Origin of the sequence: Paenimyroides marinum (genome assembly GCF_900108395.1) — a bacterium.
Taxonomy (GTDB): Bacteria; Bacteroidota; Bacteroidia; order Flavobacteriales; family Flavobacteriaceae; genus Flavobacterium; species Flavobacterium marinum.
In genome coordinates this window covers 46529-68298 of record NZ_FNXE01000007.1, presented here as the reverse complement: position 1 = coordinate 68298, position 21770 = coordinate 46529, and the positions used below count along the sequence as shown (strand labels likewise).

The window sequence follows — 21770 nt, the reverse complement described above, 5'->3', positions numbered from 1 at the left end:
GTTAAAAATCCGGTCAGATGATCGGATTTTTTTGTTTTGTATCTTATAAAATCACGATATTTACCATAGAAAATTTGATATGACATTTTTACAAGGAATTATAGCGGTATTGGCAGTTTCAATGCTTTGTTTTTTGGTAACCATTATTGTTTTGGCTAACCGAAAAAAATTCTTTCGCGTCATTACTTTAAACACTCTTATTTTCGTGGGATACTGCTTTGTGGCTTATCACTACGAAGTTATTTTTAACAACGATCTTTTTGGTAAAGGAAGAGTTATTTTCTTATTAACCTGTGTTTTCTTACATTCGGTTATTTCATTAATCATTGTCATTAAAAGCGAAAAAATATATGTTCCGTTTTTAAATGAAAACACTGATAAAAAAGAAAATCAATCAAGTGATGGGGAAACTGATGATTGATTTTTTCTGTAATCAAGACATTCCATTTAAAGATTTTGTTCAATACGTAATTTATAAGTAAATTTAGCACACAAAAATTTAATATAAATGAACTTTCAAAATACAAGAGCATTTGCACAGTCATTAGACGCACAAGACGAACTTAAAAAATACCAGACAGAATTTGAATTTCCACAAGTAAACGGCAAAAAAACAATTTATTTCACAGGGAATTCTCTTGGATTATTACCCAAAAGCGCTAAAAAATATATTGATGATGTAATGAATGACTGGGCAAACTTAGCCGTTGAAGGTCATTTTTATGCCGAAAAACCGTGGTGGGATTACCATGAACGTTTCTCCGCTCCGTTATCAAAAATTGTAGGTGCAAAACCAAGCGAAGTTTCGGTAATGAACACGTTAACGGTTAATCTGCATATGATGATGGTTTCGTTCTACAACCCTACTTCTACCCGATTTAAAATTATTTGTGAGGAAAAAGCGTTTCCAAGCGACCAGTATATGCTGCAGACTCAAGTGAAATTTCACGGTTTAGATCCTAAAGATGTCATTGTTGAAGTAAAACGCAGAGAAGGCGAACACAATTTACGCAACGAAGACATCATTGCTAAAATTAATGAAGTGGGCAGTGAGTTGGCTTTGGTATTAATTGGCGGCATTAATTATTACACTGGTCAGGTTTTAGATATGGAAGCTATTACAAAAGCCGGACACGCTGTGGGTGCGTTTGTAGGTTGGGATTTGGCTCATGCGGCCGGAAATATCGAGCTAAAATTACACGACTGGAATGCCGATTTTGCGTGTTGGTGCAGTTACAAATACATGAATGCAGGACCAGGGAGTGTTTCCGGATATTTTGTCCACGAGAAACACCACAATAATAAAGAACTACACCGTTTTGGCGGCTGGTACGGTCACAATAAAGAACGTCGTTTTTTAATGGAACCGGAATTCACACCTAACGAAGGTGCTTTAGGCTGGCAAAGTTCATGCACTGGTGTTTTGGCAATGGCTCCTTATCTGGCATCTGTTGAAATGTTTAATGAAATTGGTATGGATGCCTTAATCAAAAAACGTAATTTGATCACATCTTATTTAGAATTCATCATTGAAGAAACAGCTAAAGAAACAGGAACAAATTTAGAAGTTATTACACCGAAAAATCAATCAGAACGCGGTTCTCAATTATCTGTAATTCTGCATGGCGAGGGTAAGGAATTGTTCCATTATTTAATGAAAGAAGGTGTTATTGTTGACTGGCGTGAACCGGCAGTAATCCGTTTAGCCCCGGTACCTTTATATACCTCTTTTGAAGAAATGTATGAGTTTGGTCAAATATTAAAAAAAGGTATCCAAACTACTTAACGAATTAGCCAACTTTTAGGTTGGCTTTTTTTATATTTGTAGATTAAAAATCTTAAGTTAAAAAATGCTTACAAAACAACAAAAAATAGAGCGTTTCGATCCGTCACAACCCGGTTTGGCAGATGCCAGTATTTACGGATTACCATTTACTGCTGAAGAAAGCGATATAATTATTTTACCGGCACCGTGGGAAGTTACCGTAAGTTACGGAAGTGGTGCCAGTGAAGGTCCCGATGCTATTTTTAATGCATCTTTTCAGGTTGATTTGTTACATCAGGAATTTCCCGATTTGTGGAAATTGGGAATTTTTATGGACGAGGCTCCGGAACAATGGGCAAAAAACAGCGAAAAATATAAAGGTTTAGCCCAGCCAATTATTGAAGCATTAGAAAATGGTGAAGATATTGAAACATTTCCTCAATTGCAGGCAGATTTAGATAAAATCAACAAAGCGTCATCTAAATTCAATCAGGAAGTAAAAGAACGTACACTTTTCTGGATGAATCAAAATAAAAAAGTTATCTTATTAGGCGGAGATCACTCAACTCCTATGGGATATTATGAAGCTTTGGCAACAAAAAACGAAGCGTTTGCAATTTTGCATTTCGATGCCCATATGGATTTACGCAAAGCTTATGAAGGTTTTACCTATTCACACGCATCAATTATGTATAATGCCATGCAACTACCTCAGGTAAAAAAAATCGTTCAGGTAGGCATCCGTGATTTTAGCGAAGGTGAAGTAAATCTCATCAAATCATCTGATAAAATAAAAGTTTATACCGATACTGATTTAAAAGCAAATCAATTCAACGGAAAAAACTGGAAAGATCAGTGTGATGAAATTCTAAATCAATTACCAGAAAATGTAGCAGTTAGTTTTGATATTGATGCGTTGTATCGCTGGTATTGTCCAAACACGGGAACTCCGGTTCCTGGCGGATTATCGTACGAACAAGCAACTTATTTATTAAGCAGGTTAGCATCATCGAACAAAAAAATTATCGGAATTGATTTGGTTGAAGTTGCTCCGGGAGACGATGATTGGGACGGAAATGTGGGAGCCCGTTTGTTGTTTCATCTATGCGGTGTTTTTGCTAAAAATAACGGATTGTCAACTGGTGAAAAGATTCAGTTTTAATCTAATAAAAGATCCTTACATCATTTTCAAATAGTCATAAAAGAATGGACGATATCAACAAAGAAGTACATCAGGCATTCGAAGTCATTAAAAACGGTGGAATTATTTTATATCCCACAGATACTGTTTGGGGAATTGGTTGCGATGCCACCAACGAAGAAGCTGTGAAAAAAATTTATGCTTTAAAAAAACGTGCCGAAAGCAAAAGCATGATTGTGATCGTTAACGACCGTTTGCTTTACAACGTTTTTAAAGATATTCCGCAAGTGGCTTTCGATATTCTGGATTGTTCTGAAAAACCAACGACTCTGGTTTTAGATCATCCGCGAAATGTTGCAAAAAACCTGATTGCCGAAGATGATTCTTTAGGCATCCGAATTGTAAATCAACCTTTTGTTTATAAGTTGGTTGAACGAATGAAACGTCCGTTAGTATCCACATCGGCAAATATCAGCGGCACCCCCACTCCTACCCGGTTTTCAGAAATTTCAGATGAAATCATTAATGGTGTAGATTACGTGGTTCAAATCGATCTGGATAAAATCAGTAAAAAATCATCAACTGTAATCAAACTTACGAATGATGCACAAGTAAAAATTTTAAGAAAATAATGATTCAATCATCAAACTATACCGAAGCTTTACAAGATTCCATTTTTAAAATCATTGCACAGGCTGCTCAAGAACTAAATATTGAAGCCTATGCAATTGGCGGTTTTGTACGCGATTATATTTTAGAACGACATAACAAAAAAGACATTGATATTGTTGCTGTTGGCAGTGGAATTGATCTGGCATTAAAAGTTTCCGAGTTGATTCCACACCATCCCAAAGTTCAGGTTTTTAAAAATTACGGAACAGCAATGCTGCGTTACGAAGATATAGACATTGAATTTGTGGGTGCACGGAAAGAATCATACCGTCAGGAAAGCCGAAATCCGTTGGTAGAAAACGGCACCTTGCAAGACGACCAAAACCGTAGAGATTTCACCATTAATGCTTTAGCTTTTTCTTTAAATAAGAATAATTTTGGCGATTTGGTTGATCCCTTTAACGGAATGACCGATTTGGAAAATAAGATCATTCGAACCCCGTTAGATCCCGATATTACTTACTCTGACGATCCATTGCGAATGATGCGTGCCATTCGTTTTGCTTCACAGTTGAATTTTATCATTGAAGAAGAATCCTTAAATGCCATTACCCAAAATGCCGAACGCATAAAAATTATTTCAGGCGAACGCATTGTTGAAGAACTGAACAAAATTTTGTTGACATCAAAACCTTCTGTCGGTTTTTTATTGTTGTATCAAACAGGTTTGTTGGATTTAATTTTGCCTGAATTAACTGCATTGAACAATGTGGAAGAAGTAGAAGGTCATACCCATAAAAACAATTTTTACCACACGTTAGAAGTGGTTGATAATATTTGTCCCAACACCGATGATTTATGGTTACGCTGGGCGGCTTTGTTACACGATATTGGTAAAGCTCCCACAAAAAAATTCAACAAAAAAAACGGCTGGACTTTTCACGGTCATGAGTTTTTAGGCGGAAAAATGGTCAAACGCATTTTTCAACGGCTTCACATGCCTTTAAACCACAAAATGCGTTTTGTGCAAAAAATGGTAACTATGAGCTCGCGCCCGATTGTTATTGCCGAAGATACCGTAACCGATTCAGCAGTTCGCAGATTGGTTTTTGATGCGGGTGAAGATGTGGAACTTCTGCTAACGTTATGCGAAGCCGATATTACCACTAAAAATCAAAAGAAATTTAAAAAATACCACAACAATTTTAAAATTGTTCGAAAAAAAATTGTTGAAGTCGAAGAACGCGATCACGTTCGTAACTTTCAGCCACCTGTTACAGGCGAAGAAATTATGGAAATTTTTGATTTAAAACCGTCTAAAGAAATCGGACAGATTAAAGATGCCATAAAAGAAGCTATTTTAGAAGGCGATATTGCAAATGAATACGAAGCCGCTTATCATTTTATGATAAAAAAAGCCAGTAGTTTAGGTTTAAAACCTGTAAATCCAAAATTATAAATCATGGAAAACAAAACATTTATCCGTTGGGCAAAAATTTCACTTATCACCGTTTATTTGGTAATTATTGCAGGGGCTACTGTTCGAATGACCGGTTCAGGAATGGGCTGTCCTGATTGGCCTAAATGTTTTGGATATTATATCCCACCTACGCAGATTGAAGAATTGTTGTGGGAACCTTATCACGATTATGAAAAAGGTCAGGTAATCATTAAAGATTCTAAATTAAAGGTAGCTAATAAAGATTTTACATCGAATGAGATGTATCAACCGTCAAACTGGGACGAATACACCAAACACGATTATGCAGAATTTAATCCATACCACACCTGGGTTGAATACATAAACCGTTTATGTGGTGCGTTAGCAGGACTGGCTTGTCTTATTTTGTTCGTGCTTTCAATCATATCAGTTGCATTTTTTAAAGCTAGCCCCAAGCTAATTATTTGGTCAGGAATTGTTTTAGCTTTATTAGTTTTTAACGCATGGTTAGGAGCCACAGTAGTTTATTCGGTATTAAATCCGATTAAAATCACTACACACATGATTGCCGCCTTATTGAATGTTGCCGCATTGATTTACCTGATTTACCTTGCAAAAGACAAACATAAACACCAGATTAAATACGATAAAACATTTTATATTTTTACATGGGTGGCAATGTTTTTCTCACTGATTCAAATTGGAATGGGAACACAAGTTCGACAATTTATTGATGAACAAACCAATAATGGAATTACCGATGTGGCATTGTGGCTCGAAAATCCGGATATGACTTTTTACGTACACAGAACCTTTTCTTTTGTAATATTCTTTGTAAATCTTTATCTTTTTTTAAGAAATAAACGATTGAAGCTAGGAAACAACAAAATCAACTGGATTATGGTTCTATTGTTGCTTGAAATTTTTACGGGAATTTTAATGTATTACATCCATTTTCCGTTTGGTACACAAGCTGCGCATTTAGTCTTAGCCGCCATTATGTACGGTTTACAGTTTGCAATTATATTGGAATCAAAGAAAAATAAGCCGGTAATATAATTTCAAGTCATTTTCAAAATAAACAAAATGAAAATCCGACGAGTTAGTCGGATTTTTTTTATACAAACTCCCTCAAAACATTAGCGTCAATACCCTCATGTGATGTGTTATAGATCACATCTCCGTTTTTAATCAATAGAATTTGCGGCGATTGGTGTGTAACTCCAAACACTTCGGCTATTTTATTTGATAACTCTCTGTACAAAATCAAATCTAAATAATAAACATCAATTACATCTTGCAACAAAAAATCGTTCTCAAAATTCTTTAAAACCATTTTACTGATGATGCAACGTGTGCTGTGCTTAAAAACCAATTGAGGTTTTGAAAAAGAAGCATCCTTTAACTCTTCGGTTTGATGTATATTTTCTAAAACATTCCAATTCATTTTTGTAATTTTAATGTTCAAATATACGTCAAATTATCATATCATTACGGATGAAACAATTTAATAAATGACATTTTGTCATTTTACATAATATTTCCAACATAAAAACAAGACATATTGTCATCATCTCTTTTTTGGAATATCATTTGAAATGAACCTTGTAAATAAAACTTAAATTAAGAAAAACAAGCAATATGAATTTTAATAACTTTACAATAAAATCACAGGAAGTACTTCAACAAGCTCAGGTATTAGTACAAACGTTCGGTCAGCAACAGATTGAAAACGAACACATTTTAAAAGCTATTTTAGAAATAGACGAAAATGTAACACCATTCATTCTTAAAAAAGTAGGTGTAAATATTGAGCAACTAGCAAATCAGAACAATCAAATCATAGAATCGTTTCCTAAAGTAGAGGGCGGACAAATTTCATTATCACGCGAAGCCAGTTCAACATTGAATGACGCACAGGCAATCGCTAAAAAGATGAACGACGAATACGTTTCTATAGAACATTTGTTTTTAGCCATTTTTAAATCGCGTAGTAAAATAGCTTCCTTTTTAAAATCGGGTGGCGTTTCAGAAAAACAGATTGAAGCAGCTATGAATGAGCTTCGTAAAGGCGAACGCGTTACCTCAGCTTCGGCAGAAGACAATTACAATTCATTGAACAAATACGCTAAAAACCTCAACCAATTAGCAAACGACGGAAAACTGGATCCCGTAATTGGTCGCGATGAGGAAATCCGTAGGGTATTGCAAATCTTAACACGCCGTTCTAAAAACAACCCCATGTTAATTGGTGAACCAGGTGTAGGTAAAACCGCTATTGCCGAAGGTTTGGCACACCGTATTGTTCAGGGCGATGTACCTGAAAATTTAAAGGATAAACTCGTTTTTTCGTTGGATATGGGTGCATTGATTGCCGGTGCAAAATATAAAGGGGAGTTCGAAGAGCGTTTAAAATCGGTGGTTAAAGAAGTAACAACTTCCGATGGAAACATTATTTTGTTCATCGATGAGATTCACACATTAGTGGGTGCCGGCGGTGGCGAAGGAGCTATGGATGCAGCCAATATTTTAAAACCGGCTTTGGCTCGGGGCGAATTAAGAGCTATTGGCGCCACCACATTAGACGAGTATCAAAAATATTTTGAAAAGGATAAGGCGTTGGAGCGTCGTTTTCAAAAAGTAATAATCGAAGAACCTGATACCGAAAGTGCTATTTCCATTTTACGTGGGATCAAGGAAAAATACGAAACACATCACAAAGTGCGTATTAAAGATGAGGCAATTATTGGTGCGGTAGTATTGTCACAACGTTATATTACCAATCGTTTTTTACCCGATAAAGCTATTGATTTAATGGATGAAGCCGCATCGAAACTTCGTATGGAAATCAATTCAAAACCGGAGGAATTAGATGTTTTAGACAGAAAAATCATGCAGTTGGAAATTGAAATTGAAGCCATTAAACGCGAAATCGAAGATTCTCCGAACACCACTGAAAAACATATTCAAGTGAGGCAAAATGATGAATCAAAATTAAAAGCTTTAGGCATTGATTTAGCGAATCTGAAAGAAGAACGCAATCAGATTTTTTCAAAATGGAAATCAGAGAAAGATGTGGTTGACAACATTCAGAACATCAAATCAGAAATCGAAGATTATAAATTAGAAGCTGAACGTGCAGAACGAAATGGTGATTACGGTAAAGTAGCCGAAATTCGTTACGGAAAAATCCAGGAAGCCGAAACTAAACTGGCAGAATTTCAAAAGCAATTAGAAGAAAATCAAAAAGGTCAATCGCTGATTAAAGAAGAAGTTACTTATGAGGATATTGCCGAGGTTGTTGCAAAATGGACAGGTGTTCCTGTTACCAAAATGCTGCAAACCGACCGGGAAAAACTGCTGAATTTAGAAAGTGAATTACACAAACGTGTCGTAGGTCAGGAAGAAGCAATCGAAGCCATTTCAGATGCCGTTCGCCGTAGTCGTTCCGGGTTACAGGATCCAAAAAAACCAATTGGCTCGTTCTTGTTCTTAGGAACAACCGGTGTTGGTAAAACCGAGCTGGCAAAAGCGTTAGCCGAATATCTGTTCGACGATGAAAACGCAATGACCCGTATTGACATGAGTGAATACTCAGAACGTCACAGTGTAAGCAGATTAGTTGGTGCACCTCCGGGATACGTGGGATATGATGAAGGCGGACAATTAACCGAAGCGGTAAGAAGAAGACCTTATTCGGTTATTTTGTTAGATGAAATTGAAAAAGCACATCCTGACACGTTCAATATTTTATTACAAGTGTTAGACGAAGGGCGTTTAACAGATAACAAAGGTCGATTGGCCGATTTTAAAAATACCATCATTATTATGACCTCTAATATGGGTAGCCATATTATTCAGGAGCAATTTGATAATAATCCAACCGATATTGCAGTTGAAAACGCAAAAGAGGAAGTATTGAATCAATTAAAAACAATGGTTCGTCCGGAATTTTTAAACCGTATCGATGAGATTATCATGTTTACTCCATTAACCAAAGGAAACATTGAGCAGATTGTATCCATTCAATTAAAAGGTGTGTTTAAAATGTTAGCGCAACAACATATTACAATGGATGCTACACCAGAAGCCATTAGCTATTTAGCTAAAAAAGGATTTGATCCGCATTTTGGTGCACGACCGGTAAAACGTGTCATTCAGAGGGAAGTTTTAAACCAGCTTTCAAAAGAAATCTTGTCCGGAAAAATAAAAACCGACAGCATTATTTTACTGGATAGTTTTGAAAACCAGTTGGTTTTTAGAAATCAAGAGTAAAAAGTAAGCCAGATACAAACGTATCTGGCTTTTTAGCAACAACTCGTTTCTTTTGAAAACGGATTGATCATTCTATTTTTTATGTCAACTTAAAGTTATAAACAATTTCACCTATTTGGTTGTCAGGTGCTGATGCTTTTGGCTCCCATTTGGTACGCATTGCAGCATCTTTAGCGATGTTTTGTAAACAACTTGAACTGTTTGTAGAACCTTTAATTCCGGGTAATGCAGTAATTACGTTTCCTTTTCTATCAACCGTTACACGAACCACAATTGTTCCGGCTTCATTACAGTTATTTTGTGGCGTAGGACGTGTAGTAGCTTTTCTGCCTGCTAACGAATATCCATGTCCACCGCCTGTTCCTGAACCAGATCCTGCACCAATACCCGTTCCGTTTCCTGTTCCATGTCCACCGCCTGTTCCTCCACCGGAACCGCCATCGCCATAATAATTATCAGAGCTTAATGAACCGTTTAGTTTTCCTTTATTGCCGGCTACATTATCTGTTCCGTCTCCGCCAGATTTATTTCCGTTTAGGCTTGATGCGGCATTCTTAACAAAATCAGAAACTTTTTGAGTTTTAGGTTGTTCTTTTACCGGTTGGGTGACTGTTTTTGGCTTTTCTTTTGTTGTTGTAGTTTTCTTTACAACGGTATAATCGCGAACGTCTTTAGTATTTTCCTGTGCTAAAATTTCTTCTTCCACTTCTGGCTGACGCACAGCAGCAGCTTTCTTATCTGCATCGGTTACATTTAATATCTGGCTGGTAAAATCAGATCCCATGCCTAAATCGCTATCGCCAAAATTAATTTCAACACCACCTCCGCCACCGCCTGCTAACTGTGAAACGTCAATAGAATCAACAAAACGTATAAATATCAAAAGAATCAATAAAATGCCTGAAACAGCAGCTGTTAACACCATTGATTTTTTCTCTTCGTTTGTAAACTGCATCATCATATACTTTTAATAAAGCTTAAATTTTAGGTAAATATACATTTAATGTATTTATTTTCACAAAAAAAGCAAGTATTTCTACTTGCTTTTTTCATTGAATATGCTCTAAATTATACCAATTGTTTTAAAGCATTTTCAAAAGCTGCTGCCGAAACGTTTGTTTTAGCTGCATTTAAAGAATGTGCTTTTTCCAATGCTTTTTTAATGGTACTTGATGTATCTTCGAAAACTTTGGTATCGTTCATTGGAACTCTGTTTTCCATAAAATATGCAAAAACGCGCGCCATACCGCAGTTTGAAATAAAGTCTGGAATTAAGCTGATTTTAGAATCTACATACTCCATAATGGGTCCAAAGAAGATTTCTTTATCTGCAAACGGCACATTTGCTCCGCAAGAAATAACTTCTAAACCAGAACCAATCATTGCATCAACCTGATCTTTTTGAATTAAACGAGAAGCAGCACACGGCGCAAAAACCTCGGCACCCATTGACCAGATTTTCTCGTTGATTTCTGCAAAAGGAATCATGTTATCTGCTACTAAAGTGTTTCCGTTTTTGTTTAAGAACAACTCTTTGATTTCTTCAAACGAATATCCTTCAGAATTCATAATACCTCCATCGCGGTCAATAATACCAACTACTTTAGCACCCATTTGGGCAAAATAGTAAGCTGCTGCTGCACCTACGTTTCCAAATCCTTGAACAATTACTTTTTTACCGGCAACATTTCCACCGTAAATATCATAGAAATGACGTACGGCTTCGGCAACGCCGTAACCTGTAATTAAATCGGCTACTTTTATTTTTTTAGAAACATCGGGTGTATAGTTGGTATCAACAACTTCCATTAATACTCCTTGACGCAGCTGACCTACGCGGTTAATTTTTTCAGCTTCGGTTGGTTTAAAATGTCCGTTGAAAACTCCCTCTTGCGGATGCCATAAACCGCAGTCTTCAGTCATTGGGATTACTTCGTGAATTTCATCAACATTTAAATCGCCACCTGTTCCGTAATAATTTTTTAATAAAGGAAAAACTGCTTTGTACCAACGACGTAAAACACCTTCTTTACGCGGGTCTGCAGGATCGAAGTTAATTCCCGATTTTGCTCCGCCAATAGCCGGACCGGCAACCGTAAATTTCACTTCCATTGTTTTAGCCAAAGACAAAACCTCATTCATATCCAATCCTTTACGCATACGTGTACCACCACCGGCAGCACCGCCACGTAATGAATTAATTACTGTCCATCCTTCTGCTTCTGTTTCAGAATCAGACCAATGAAAAACAACTTCAGGTTTTTTATCTTCGAACTTTTTTAATAAATCTTTCATTATATTGATTACTTTTTATTTTCCCCACAAATATAATTCATTACTAATCAATTTAGCAATTACTTCTTTAATAATTCCTCGTTAAAAATATTACCCGAACAATGATCTTTTGATGCTCCCGTAACGGTGCTTAGCACATTGTTGGTGTTTGTAACACGCAATACGCCCAGAAAAGCAAAAATAATTGCTTCTTTAAATTCTATAAGTTCTTTAGTTGTCAAGACAACTGTTGTGTTTGGTGCGTGAAATCTCAATCTATTAATAAGATATTCATTAAAAGCACCGCCACCGGTAACCAATAATTTTGAATCTTTAATTTTTAAAACCGATGCAATTTGATAAGCAATATGTTCTGTTACAGTTGTTAAATGATCTTGTGCAGATAATTGAAATTTTTCAATTAATGGCAGATAAACAGTGTTTACTTGTTCTATTCCCAATGATTTTGGACCTTGCTGATTGTAAAACGAAAGTTTGTTCAATGTATTAAACAACTGTTGATGAACGGTTCCTGACTGGGCGAAATTTCCGCCTTCATCAAAATCTTTACCCAATTGTTTAGCAAAATGATTTAACAAGGTGTTTACCGGACAAATATCAAAAGCGATTCGTTCATTGTTTTCTTCAAAAGATATATTCGAAAATCCGCCTAAATTCAGGCAATAATCAAACTCTGAAAAAAGTAAACGGTCGCCAATGGGGACCAACGGCGCTCCTTGTCCGCCCAGAGCAACGTCCTGCACACGAAAATCGCACACAAAAGGTAGTGACAACATATCAGAAATTATGGGTAAATTACCTATTTGCAACGTAATTCCTTTTTCGGGTTGATGTAAAACCGTGTGTCCGTGCGAAGCAATAAAATCTAAATCAGTTAAATGATTTTCAACTACAAAATTATTGAGTAATTCGCCCAAGAAATAAGTATATTCGATATTTAAAAGATGTAAATCAGATTCTGATAGATAAATGGCATTTTGTAATTTAGCGTACCATTGATTGGTGTAAGGAACGGTTTTTCCTGAAACGAAACTAAAATTCCACACATTATTTTCCAAAGAAAATTCTACCACTGCACAGTCAATTCCGTCAAGCGAAGTGCCAGACATTATGCCAAGTACCTTAAATTTTTTCATCGTATAAAATTAAAAATAAATATATTTTTGAAAATTTAGCAATATTCAACTATATTTGGGCTTTAAAATTAATGATTTTTAAATTATATTACATAGAATGGATTTTAAATTAACTGAAGAGCAATTGATGATTCAACAAGCGGCTCGCGATTTCGCTCAAACTGAATTGTTACCCGGAGTTATTGAACGTGATGAGCACTCTAAATTTCCTGCCGATGCAGTGAAAAAAATGGGTGAGCTTGGATTTTTAGGAATGATGGTTGACCCAAAATATGGTGGTGCTGGTTTAGACAGCGTTTCGTATGTTTTGGCAATGGAAGAAATTGCTAAAGTTGATGCATCGGCTGCGGTTGTTATGTCTGTTAACAACTCGTTGGTTTGTGCGGGAATGGAAAAATATTGTTCAGAAGAGCAAAAACAAAAATATTTAGTTCCTTTGGCAAAAGGAGAAGTAATTGGTGCTTTTTGTTTATCGGAGCCAGAAGCAGGTTCTGACGCTACATCGCAAAAAACCACAGCGATTGATATGGGCGACTACTATTTATTGAACGGTACAAAAAACTGGATCACAAACGGTAGCACGGCATCTACTTATTTAGTAATTGCACAGACCGATGTTGAAAAAGGACACAAAGGCATCAATGCTTTTATTGTTGAAAAAGGATGGGCAGGATTTGAAATTGGTCCAAAAGAGAAAAAAATGGGAATCCGCGGAAGTGATACACATTCTTTAATGTTCACTGATGTTAAAGTTCCTAAAGAAAATAGAATTGGCGAAGACGGATTTGGTTTTGCATTTGCAATGAATGTTTTAAACGGCGGACGCATCGGTATTGCCTCTCAGGCATTAGGAATTGCACAAGGAGCTTACGAATTGGCACTAAAATATGCTAAAGAACGCAAAGCGTTTAAAACCGAAATTATTAACCACCAGGCTGTTGCTTTTAAATTAGCAGATATGGCTGTGAACATTACTGCTGCACGTATGTTGTGTTTTAAAGCCGCTGCCGAAAAAGATAACGGAGAAGACATTTCTATTTCTGGTGCAATGGCTAAATTGTTTGCATCAAAAACAGCAATGGATACCACAATTGAAGCGGTTCAAATTCACGGTGGTAATGGTTATGTGAGCGAATACCATGTAGAACGTATGATGCGTGATGCAAAAATTACTCAAATTTATGAAGGTACATCTGAAATTCAAAAAATTGTAATTTCACGAGGAATTGCAAAATAAATGTAATTTTAAAATATCTGTAAAAAAAGACTGTCTTTTTAGATAGTCTTTTTTATTTTTATTAAAAAATTGAACATGAAGACCGATCAAAACCTCAGAATAAAACTAACCTTAGGCTATATATTGTTAATTGCCATCTTTTCGCTATCAATTTTTTATATCCTGCAAGAAGTCAAAAGCTTAAATGTTTCTAAAGAAGATATTTCAACCGAAAACACAAAAGTTATTCAGTTAAGCGGTATTATAAGTGATTTATACGCTACTGAAAATATTGGCAGATTGGCATTGCTTTCTTACAACAAATCTGATGCAAAGGAATACCACAGCCAGTCAGATTCTTTAATTAAAAAGATTGAATCATTCAAAGAAAATGAATTAGAGCAAGATGATTATTTAAAAAATAAATTAGACACAATTATTGACTTAATTAATTTAAAAACATTGACGTTTGATCAGGTTTTAGATGTACAGTCAAAATACGCCCGGTTTAACGTATATGAAAATGCAAAATCTGAAATTAATGAAATACAATCTACCATTAAAGAAAACACAGTAGAGATTGATACAGTAGCTGATAAATTAGATTGGTGGGGAAAACTAACAACCAACCGTACCAAACAACAGCAGAAACGTTTGCAAAGAGAAAATGAAAAAGTTGTAGCCCAGCAAAAAAAATATTTAGACAGCTTAAACAAAGCTACTGAAACGGTTTTATTAAACGCACGTAACACCCAAAGCAAATTATTAAGAGATTCTTATGTAAAAGAAAAATTACTTATAAAACGCAACCAAACACTTACTAATGAACTACGCGAGATTTTAATAGAGGTTGAAAAAATCATTCTTAAAAACGCTGCTTTAAAATATGAAGAGTCAAAAGGAAAAATAGATGATGTAAGTCAAAACATCGCCAATATTGGCATTGTTATATCAATTATTGCTTTGATTTTTGGTTTTATAATCTTACGAGATTTGAATAAATCAGTGCGAAATAAACAAAAATTAGAAAAGCTAAACAAAGACATGCAAGATTTAATCAAGCAAAAAAGCTTTTTTATGGCAACTATTTCGCACGATATGGTTTCGCCGATTAATTCATTGATGGGTTTTTCTTCATTACTGCAAAATTTGCTTAAAACAGCAAAACAAAAAGAATTTTTAAAACACATTATACATTCAACCCAATACATCAAAAAAATGGTTGATGATTTATCGCTTTTTTCAAACCTTGAATATAATAAGATAAAAATCAAAAAAGGAAAGTTTAACTTTAGTGAATTACTCGAAAATATCCTTATCAATCTAAAAAATAGTGCTGAAAGAAAAAATGTTGATTTAACTTTTACGATAGATCCCAAATTAAATTCAAATTTTAATTCCGACGCGTACAGAATTCAACAGATTTTGACGAACGTAATTTCAAATGCCATAAAATTTACGCATAAAGGTAGTGTTACAATCGATGCCAAATTAGAAAACAATCAAGCAAAAATCACAGTGATTGATACCGGAATTGGAATTAAAGTAGAAGATAAAGACACGCTGTTTGCAGAATTTGTTCAGGTACACGATGATAAAGAAGGAAATTATGGTGGTTCAGGATTAGGCTTGAACATCACCAAACGATTAATTAATCTCTTAAAAGGAAATATTTCGTTTGAAAGTGAATTTGGTAAAGGAACCATTTTTTACATTACCATACCTTTAGCTCCTTTTGAAGAAAAATCCATTGATGAACAAGTTGCCGGTTATGCTTATGACAATGCCCGAAAATTACAGAACAAAAAGATTTTAGTTATAGACGATGATCTTTTACAATTAAAATTAATTGAAGAAATTTTAGGCAATAAAGTAAAAAAGTTAACCACAGTTGAAAACGGAAATAACGTAAAAGAAATTTTGCAGCAAGAACAATATAATTTAGTCATTACAGATATGCAAATGCCTTTCTATAGCGGTATTAAAGTGATAAAAGACATTCGGTCGTTAGAAAATTATAAAGACATTCCTGTCATTGCCTTAACCGGAAAAATTGACTTTGACGAGTACGAATACAAAAATTTAGGTTTTAATTTTTATATGAGTAAACCAATAAATATTAACACTTTGTACAATAATATTTATAAACTTTTACGCATTAAAAATCCTGATAAATCTGTGGCATTACCCAAAAAAAATACTTCGTTAGAATTAAAACACGCCAATTTTGATTTAACTGATTTATTTAATCTATTAGAAAACGATAACGAAGCCATAAAACAAATTTTAGACACCTTTTTTACAAGTGCCAGAACCGATGTAGATCAATTACAAAATGCTTTAAAAAACAATAATATTGAGCAAATAAAACAAACAGCACACAAAATGCTGCCCATGTTCCGCCAGTTACAAATCATAGAAATAGTAGAAAAATTAGTGCTTTTAGAACAAAACGTTGAAACACTTCCAACAACCAAAATAGAACAAGTTATTGATTTAATAGCTGATAGAACGCCTGCAATCGTCCAAGAAATACAGAAAATAATTACATAAGTAATTACTACTTTTGCAACAAATACAAAACACTTATACTTTATGGACAATAACTGGAAAAGGAAGTTTACCATTTTATGGACGGGGCAATTTATATCTTTAATCAGTAGTTCAGCAGTAAATTTTGCCATAATTATCTGGTTAAGCTTAAAAACGGGATCGACAGAAGTTCTGGCTTTTTCTGCAATAGCCGCACTTTTACCACAAGCTTTAATCGGGCCATTTGCCGGCGTTTATATTGATAGATGGAACCGAAAAAGAACAATGATTTTTGCTGATGGCTTTGTTGCTGTTTGCACCTTATGTATGTCTTTAAGTTTTTATTTTGGTTATGAAAGTTTGCTATTAATATATGTAATGTTGGGATTAAGATCAGTAGGTTCTGCTTTCCACATGCCGGCAATGCAGGCTTCCATTCCGCTTTTGGCACCACAATCAGAATTATTGCGAATAGCCGGTATCAATCAGATTATTCAATCGGTTTCCGGAATAGCCGGACCTGCATTAGGGGCTTTTGCAATTGGAATGTTATCCATAGGAAATGTTTTGCTGTTAGATATTCTGGGAGCACTTTTTGCGATTATTTCGCTTTTATTTATTCATATTCCCAATCCTAAACCAGAAGAAAAAGCATCCGGTTTTTCACATATATGGAACGATATGAGAACCGCATTTAGAGAAATTTCTTTTAATAAAGGATTGTCTTTTCTATTTTTATATTCAATTATCGGATTATTCTGCATAATGCCCGTAGCGGTTCTTTTCCCGCTATTAACGATCAATCATTTTAAAGGCGATAAATTTGAAATCAGTGTCATTGAAATTATTTGGGGCGTTGGAATGTTGATTGGTGGTGGTTTATTAGGCATTTGGAAAACCAAAATCAATAAAGTAATCATTATTAATTTAATGCATATTGTTATTGGATTGACTTTTGCGTGGTCGGGATGGCTTTCATACAATCACTTTACGTTTTTTGTTGTTTTAACAGCAATTGGCGGAATTTCAGCCTCTTTATACAATGCCAGTTTTACAACAATTATTCAGGAAGAAATAAAATCAAATATGTTAGGAAGAGTGTTTTCGTTATATTACAGCTTTTCTGTCCTTCCATCAATTATCGGGTTGCTGTTTACAGGTATTATTGCTGATTTTATTGGTATTAATCGTACATTCATCATTTTAGGTCTTTTAATAATAGTAACAGGAATTTGTTCTTTTTTAACCCCTGCTTTAATGAACTTACAAAAAAATAAAAATTAAGAAAAGACTGTTTTTAAATTATAATTACATTTGCTTATCAAATTCATTTATTATGCAGTATGTATATTTGGCAATGGCAGCTATTGTTTTGGTCTTATTTGGTTATAAAAAACTAACCTCAGCAAAAAGAACCAATGAATATCTACCAAAAAACGACAAAAAAAATTAAGCTGTTAGTAATAACAGCTTTTTTATCAATAATCAAACGGAAATTGACGTTCTTTATTCAATTTTTTATCACTTTCTATAATATCGGTAGGAATAACTTTTAAGAATGATATATGTTGTTCAATGGCATATTCTATTTTTTCTACAATTTCGTCTATACTTTCGTTTTCATAATCAATTTGTAAGGGTTCTTTAATGGTAAACGTTTGTAAAATACCTTTCTTTTTTAACCAAAGTCCTTTTTTATCAAACGACCGACGAAAACCATCAATAACAATGGGTACAACAATGGGTTTATAATCTTTTATAATATGTGCTGTACCTTTGCGTACTGGCTTGAATGATTTAGTGGTTCCTTGCGGAAAAGTAATGACCCAACCATCTTGTAACGCACGTTTTATATTTTGGGTATCGTTTGGGTTAACCGCTTTTTTCTCGGTAATGTCTTTGCCTTTTTCCCTCCAGGTCCGTTCCACGGCTATTGCACCGGTATAGCCCATTATTCTTGGTAATATCCCTGATTTCATGGTTTCTTTAGCACTTACATAATAGATATTCAATTTGGGATTCCAGATGTAAAACACATTTTTTATGCTATCAACCCTACCTTTTAAACTGGCATTAAATACGTGAAACATCGCCACGACATCTGCAAAATATGTTTGATGATTTGATATAAAAAGTACATTTGTATCGGGCAGATCCTTTATTATTTCAGATCCTTCTATAACCAATTCATTAAAGCCGCGATAGCGTCTATGAGTTAGAAAACCAAACAAACGTATCAACCATTTTTTTATAAAAATTATATATCCAAAAGGGTCTTTTCTAAATAAACTCATATTTCTCTTATCTGCGGTAAAATTATAAAAAGAAATCAATAAACACTTTTTAATGTTTCTTTAATTTCACTTAAAATCATTGCCGTTGCACCCCAAACGATATGGTCTTCAATAACGAACGCCGGCACTAAAATATCTGTGGCGTAAGAAGTTGACATTTTTACATTTTGTACCAAAGCATCGTTTAGCAGATCGGTAACAGGTAGTTCAATGACTGCGCTGACTTCACTTGGTTGTAAAATAAATTCGGGAGTACGGGTGGCAATTCCCATAAAAGAGGAAACCATAAAATTACTTGGCGGTATGTAAATATCGCTCCATTGTTTAACAATTTCAATCGTGGCACTGTTTATCCCTACTTCTTCATTGGTTTCTCTCAGGGCGGTTTCCTGTAAATTTTTATCGGTTATCTCTTTTTTCCCTCCCGGAAAAGCAATTTGCGAAGAATGCACACCCGGATAAGACGCCCGGACAATTAATAACAAATGAACCTTGTTATTTTTTGGATAAAACAAGCTTAAAACTGCCGATGCTTTAGGTTTATGTACAGAATAATCGTAATTTTGAAGGTATTGAACACGTTCAAGCGGTGCCATTTTTAAATGAGCATCTAATGCAAATAGAGACTGTTTAGCTACTACATCTATTTTATTTAAAAACTGTTCAAAATACATAACCCTTAAAATATATTTAAAGATAAACAATGTTTAGCAAAGAAGAAGCACTGCAAATAAAAAAAGATTTCTGGACGGGTTTTGCCAATACTTATCCGCGAAAATGGTTGTTGCATAATACCAGAATTAAAGATGTTGCCTTTAAGTTTTATGTGGATAACAAAACCGCACAGGTTGCCCTGGAAATTGAACCAAAAGACGAAGAAAAACGCAAGATTTATTACGAAAAAATAGAATCGTTAAAAAGTATTTTGTTGGAAGAATTTTTAAGTGATGCCATCTTTGAACGCAATTATTACCTGCCCAACGGAAAACTAATCAGTCGGATCTGGATTGATATCGATAAAAAAGTAAGCGTGAACAATAAAACTTCATGGCAGGAAATTTATGATTTTTTTGCCGATAAAATGACTCAGTTCGAATTGTTTTTCTATGAATACGAAGATTATATCAGAGATTTAGAAATTAATACCTGATTATTTTCATATTTAAAAACTTTTAGTACTTTAATGCTTTAAAATAAAGCCTTGAAAAAATATCTTCTGTTTTTAGTTTTCTTTAATTGCTTATGCTGTTGTGATACGTTTGCCCAAACGAATGACAGTATTAATGCTACCCATAAGCAAATGGAAAAAATTGAAGATTTATCAAAAAAAAGCAACTTAACCCAACAGTTACATAAGCTACTGTTCCGGAAAAAAGTATCAGATGTTAATACAAACATACAAGCGGTTAAACAATCGGATATTGATTATGATTTTGAAAAATTTCAGGGAAAAATCATTCGAAACATTCACATAGAAACTTTTGATCCCTTTGGCTTTTCTATTTATGATTCAACGCGTGTTCCTAAAAAGCAGGTAGAAAAATTAGGAAACCGGCTGCATTTAAAAACCAAACAATTTACTGTTCGCAGCCTTTTGTTATTTAAACGAAACCAACTTTTAGATTCCATAAAAATGCAGGAATCTGAACGTTTACTGCGTACACAGCGATACATTCGCCGGGTTTCGGTACGCCCCGTTGCCATTTCAGATACCTCAGATTCAGTCGATATCAGTATAAAAGTTTTAGATGCCTGGAGCTGGTATCCCACCGGATCATTATCAACATCAAGTGCCCGATTAAGTTTAACCAACCGCAATTTTGCCGGTTTAGGTCACTATTTCAACAATCAGTACCGTACCCGGTTTAGAGAAGGGCAGCATGCTTACCGTGCACAATATCAAGTAAATAATATTGCCCAAACCTTTATTGATGCCGGTGTTTATTACAATATTGATTTAGCCGAAAATTACATTAAACAGCTATACATAAACCGTAGGTTTTACACTCCAATGACGCGCTGGGCGGGTGGTTTTACCATGTATCAGACATCTGTCCGTGACTCTGTTCCCGATTTTGAAGGAATCCGCAAACTGGAAAATTTTAAATCGAATGATTTTGATATGTGGATTGGTCATTCAAAGCCTTTGTATTACCGATACAACAATCTGCATAAGGTTCAAACAAATCTGATCACATCGTTACGGTATTATTCAAAAAATTATCTGGAACATCCGTTAGGTGAATACGATCCTTATAATTACTATACCGATCAAAAAACATACCTGGCAACTGTGGGACTGGCATCAATTAATTATGTTCAAGACCGTTATATTTTTTATTATGATTTGATAGAAGATATTGCTGTGGGTAAAACATTTATGTTAACCGGTGGTTTTCAACAAAAAAACAACGTAAACAGACCATACATTGGTGCACAGTTTGCCCTGGGAAAATATACTAGGCACGGGTATTTTGGTGGCGAAATTCAATACGGAACGTTCATTAACAGCAACAACAAACGTTTTGAAGAAGGTGTTTTTAGGATAGAAGGCTTGTATTTTTCTAAATTATATCATTTAGGTAAATGGCGTTTCAGACATTTTTTCAATCCTGAAATCGTTATCGGACTAAACCGTTGGGATTATGCAATGGATAAAATCACTTTGAACGGTTCTTATGGTATTGATGGATTTGACAGTTATGAATTGCGTGGTACGAAGAAAGTTTTACTGAACTTCCAGATACAATCATACGCTCCGTATGAACTTTTAGGATTTAGATTTAGTCCGTTTTTCAGTACTTCGTTAGGATTTATGGGCGATAACGACAACACTTTTGTTACCAAAGATATGTACAGTAAAATTGGTTTGGGTGTTGTAATTAGTAACGATTACCTGGTTTTTAACAACTTTCAGCTTTCATTGGCCTTTTATCCAAGTATTCCGGGCAACGGACACAACATATTCAAAACCAATAACCTACGAAATACCAATTTTAACCTGCAACAATTTGATTACGGCAAACCTGAAGTAGTGCCTTATAATTAAAAATCACACTCATC

18 protein-coding genes are annotated in these 21770 nt (G+C 34.8%); 12 read left to right on the top strand and 6 right to left on the bottom strand.

The window, feature by feature from the left end:
* The first annotated feature begins 79 nt into the window (after window positions 1-79).
* The 6 genes from BLW20_RS04040 to BLW20_RS04015 all read left to right on the top strand — a co-directional run bounded on the left by BLW20_RS04040 (window position 80) and on the right by BLW20_RS04015 (window position 6018).
* Window positions 80-421, top strand: a complete 342-nt coding sequence (locus BLW20_RS04040) for a hypothetical protein (RefSeq protein ID WP_091096616.1) — start codon at window positions 80-82, stop codon at window positions 419-421.
* A gap of 87 nt (window positions 422-508) precedes the next feature.
* Window positions 509-1786 carry a kynureninase gene (kynU, locus tag BLW20_RS04035; RefSeq protein WP_091096614.1) on the top strand — a complete coding sequence of 426 codons (1278 nt, stop codon included), beginning with the start codon at window positions 509-511 and terminating at the stop codon, window positions 1784-1786.
* A 64-nt stretch (window positions 1787-1850) separates the two neighbouring features.
* Window positions 1851-2927, top strand: coding sequence for an agmatinase family protein (locus BLW20_RS04030; RefSeq protein ID WP_091096613.1), 1077 nt, complete (start codon window positions 1851-1853; stop codon window positions 2925-2927).
* A 44-nt stretch (window positions 2928-2971) separates the two neighbouring features.
* Complete coding sequence (locus BLW20_RS04025; RefSeq protein WP_091096611.1) at window positions 2972-3538, top strand: L-threonylcarbamoyladenylate synthase; 567 nt, start codon at window positions 2972-2974, stop codon at window positions 3536-3538.
* Window positions 3538-4977, top strand: coding sequence for a CCA tRNA nucleotidyltransferase (locus BLW20_RS04020; protein ID WP_091096609.1), 1440 nt, complete (start codon window positions 3538-3540; stop codon window positions 4975-4977). Before BLW20_RS04025 ends, BLW20_RS04020 begins: the two co-directional genes overlap by 1 nt.
* Window positions 4978-4980: 3 nt before the next feature.
* Window positions 4981-6018, top strand: a complete 1038-nt coding sequence (locus tag BLW20_RS04015; protein ID WP_091096605.1) for a COX15/CtaA family protein — start codon at window positions 4981-4983, stop codon at window positions 6016-6018.
* 58 nt (window positions 6019-6076) lie between these two features.
* Here the strand turns inward: BLW20_RS04015 and ytxJ are convergent, their stop codons facing one another.
* Window positions 6077-6406: a bacillithiol system redox-active protein YtxJ gene (ytxJ, locus tag BLW20_RS04010; protein WP_091096603.1), complete on the bottom strand. Its 330-nt coding sequence runs from the start codon at window positions 6404-6406 to the stop codon at window positions 6077-6079.
* A gap of 194 nt (window positions 6407-6600) precedes the next feature.
* Here ytxJ and clpB point away from each other — a divergent pair, with 194 nt between their 5' ends.
* Entirely contained in the window at window positions 6601-9234 is a 2634-nt protein-coding gene (gene clpB / locus BLW20_RS04005) for an ATP-dependent chaperone ClpB (RefSeq protein WP_091096601.1), read from the top strand.
* 79 nt (window positions 9235-9313) lie between these two features.
* Here the strand turns inward: clpB and BLW20_RS14550 are convergent, their stop codons facing one another.
* The 3 genes from BLW20_RS14550 to BLW20_RS03985 all read right to left on the bottom strand — a co-directional run bounded on the left by BLW20_RS14550 (window position 9314) and on the right by BLW20_RS03985 (window position 12665).
* Window positions 9314-10195 (bottom strand): energy transducer TonB, encoded by an 882-nt coding sequence (locus BLW20_RS14550; protein ID WP_245725270.1) that lies wholly within the window; start codon window positions 10193-10195, stop codon window positions 9314-9316.
* Window positions 10196-10302: 107 nt separating this feature from the next.
* Window positions 10303-11529, bottom strand: coding sequence for a Glu/Leu/Phe/Val dehydrogenase dimerization domain-containing protein (locus BLW20_RS03990; protein ID WP_091096595.1), 1227 nt, complete (start codon window positions 11527-11529; stop codon window positions 10303-10305).
* A 59-nt stretch (window positions 11530-11588) separates the two neighbouring features.
* The gene (locus BLW20_RS03985) at window positions 11589-12665 is read right to left on the bottom strand and encodes an anhydro-N-acetylmuramic acid kinase (RefSeq protein WP_091096593.1); all 1077 of its coding nucleotides are present in this window, start codon (window positions 12663-12665) and stop codon (window positions 11589-11591) included.
* Window positions 12666-12762: 97 nt separating this feature from the next.
* Between BLW20_RS03985 and BLW20_RS03980 the strand changes: the two genes are divergently transcribed.
* From BLW20_RS03980 to BLW20_RS03970, 3 genes are all read left to right on the top strand, one after another.
* Entirely contained in the window at window positions 12763-13902 is a 1140-nt protein-coding gene (locus BLW20_RS03980) for an acyl-CoA dehydrogenase family protein (protein WP_091096591.1), read from the top strand.
* 75 nt (window positions 13903-13977) lie between these two features.
* Window positions 13978-16434, top strand: a complete 2457-nt coding sequence (locus tag BLW20_RS03975) for an ATP-binding response regulator (protein ID WP_091096589.1) — start codon at window positions 13978-13980, stop codon at window positions 16432-16434.
* A gap of 42 nt (window positions 16435-16476) precedes the next feature.
* Complete coding sequence (locus BLW20_RS03970; RefSeq protein ID WP_091096587.1) at window positions 16477-17697, top strand: MFS transporter; 1221 nt, start codon at window positions 16477-16479, stop codon at window positions 17695-17697.
* Window positions 17698-17891: 194 nt separating this feature from the next.
* On the opposite strand, the gene BLW20_RS03965 is transcribed toward BLW20_RS03970, so the two are convergent.
* Window positions 17892-18707, bottom strand: coding sequence for a lysophospholipid acyltransferase family protein (locus tag BLW20_RS03965; RefSeq protein WP_091096585.1), 816 nt, complete (start codon window positions 18705-18707; stop codon window positions 17892-17894).
* Between the two features lie 35 nt (window positions 18708-18742).
* Complete coding sequence (locus tag BLW20_RS03960; protein ID WP_091096642.1) at window positions 18743-19381, bottom strand: NUDIX hydrolase; 639 nt, start codon at window positions 19379-19381, stop codon at window positions 18743-18745.
* A 29-nt stretch (window positions 19382-19410) separates the two neighbouring features.
* Here BLW20_RS03960 and BLW20_RS03955 point away from each other — a divergent pair, with 29 nt between their 5' ends.
* Complete coding sequence (locus BLW20_RS03955) at window positions 19411-19857, top strand: DUF4268 domain-containing protein (protein WP_091096583.1); 447 nt, start codon at window positions 19411-19413, stop codon at window positions 19855-19857.
* Between the two features lie 150 nt (window positions 19858-20007).
* Window positions 20008-21756 carry a BamA/TamA family outer membrane protein gene (locus BLW20_RS03950; protein WP_091096581.1) on the top strand — a complete coding sequence of 583 codons (1749 nt, stop codon included), beginning with the start codon at window positions 20008-20010 and terminating at the stop codon, window positions 21754-21756.
* Window positions 21757-21770 lie beyond the last annotated feature (14 nt).

What these genes read in the sequence shown, in the direction of transcription:
- BLW20_RS04040 (WP_091096616.1), top strand. Translation starts at nt 80, where the DNA reads ATGACATTTTTACAAGGAATTATAGCGGTATTGGCAGTTTCAATGCTT.
- kynU (WP_091096614.1), top strand. Translation starts at nt 509, where the DNA reads ATGAACTTTCAAAATACAAGAGCATTTGCACAGTCATTAGACGCACAA.
- BLW20_RS04030 (WP_091096613.1), top strand. Translation starts at nt 1,851, where the DNA reads ATGCTTACAAAACAACAAAAAATAGAGCGTTTCGATCCGTCACAACCC.
- BLW20_RS04025 (WP_091096611.1), top strand. Translation starts at nt 2,972, where the DNA reads ATGGACGATATCAACAAAGAAGTACATCAGGCATTCGAAGTCATTAAA.
- BLW20_RS04020 (WP_091096609.1), top strand. Translation starts at nt 3,538, where the DNA reads ATGATTCAATCATCAAACTATACCGAAGCTTTACAAGATTCCATTTTT.
- BLW20_RS04015 (WP_091096605.1), top strand. Translation starts at nt 4,981, where the DNA reads ATGGAAAACAAAACATTTATCCGTTGGGCAAAAATTTCACTTATCACC.
- ytxJ (WP_091096603.1), bottom strand. Translation starts at nt 6,406, where the DNA reads ATGAATTGGAATGTTTTAGAAAATATACATCAAACCGAAGAGTTAAAG.
- clpB (WP_091096601.1), top strand. Translation starts at nt 6,601, where the DNA reads ATGAATTTTAATAACTTTACAATAAAATCACAGGAAGTACTTCAACAA.
- BLW20_RS14550 (WP_245725270.1), bottom strand. Translation starts at nt 10,195, where the DNA reads ATGATGATGCAGTTTACAAACGAAGAGAAAAAATCAATGGTGTTAACA.
- BLW20_RS03990 (WP_091096595.1), bottom strand. Translation starts at nt 11,529, where the DNA reads ATGAAAGATTTATTAAAAAAGTTCGAAGATAAAAAACCTGAAGTTGTT.
- BLW20_RS03985 (WP_091096593.1), bottom strand. Translation starts at nt 12,665, where the DNA reads ATGAAAAAATTTAAGGTACTTGGCATAATGTCTGGCACTTCGCTTGAC.
- BLW20_RS03980 (WP_091096591.1), top strand. Translation starts at nt 12,763, where the DNA reads ATGGATTTTAAATTAACTGAAGAGCAATTGATGATTCAACAAGCGGCT.
- BLW20_RS03975 (WP_091096589.1), top strand. Translation starts at nt 13,978, where the DNA reads ATGAAGACCGATCAAAACCTCAGAATAAAACTAACCTTAGGCTATATA.
- BLW20_RS03970 (WP_091096587.1), top strand. Translation starts at nt 16,477, where the DNA reads ATGGACAATAACTGGAAAAGGAAGTTTACCATTTTATGGACGGGGCAA.
- BLW20_RS03965 (WP_091096585.1), bottom strand. Translation starts at nt 18,707, where the DNA reads ATGAGTTTATTTAGAAAAGACCCTTTTGGATATATAATTTTTATAAAA.
- BLW20_RS03960 (WP_091096642.1), bottom strand. Translation starts at nt 19,381, where the DNA reads ATGTATTTTGAACAGTTTTTAAATAAAATAGATGTAGTAGCTAAACAG.
- BLW20_RS03955 (WP_091096583.1), top strand. Translation starts at nt 19,411, where the DNA reads ATGTTTAGCAAAGAAGAAGCACTGCAAATAAAAAAAGATTTCTGGACG.
- BLW20_RS03950 (WP_091096581.1), top strand. Translation starts at nt 20,008, where the DNA reads ATGGAAAAAATTGAAGATTTATCAAAAAAAAGCAACTTAACCCAACAG.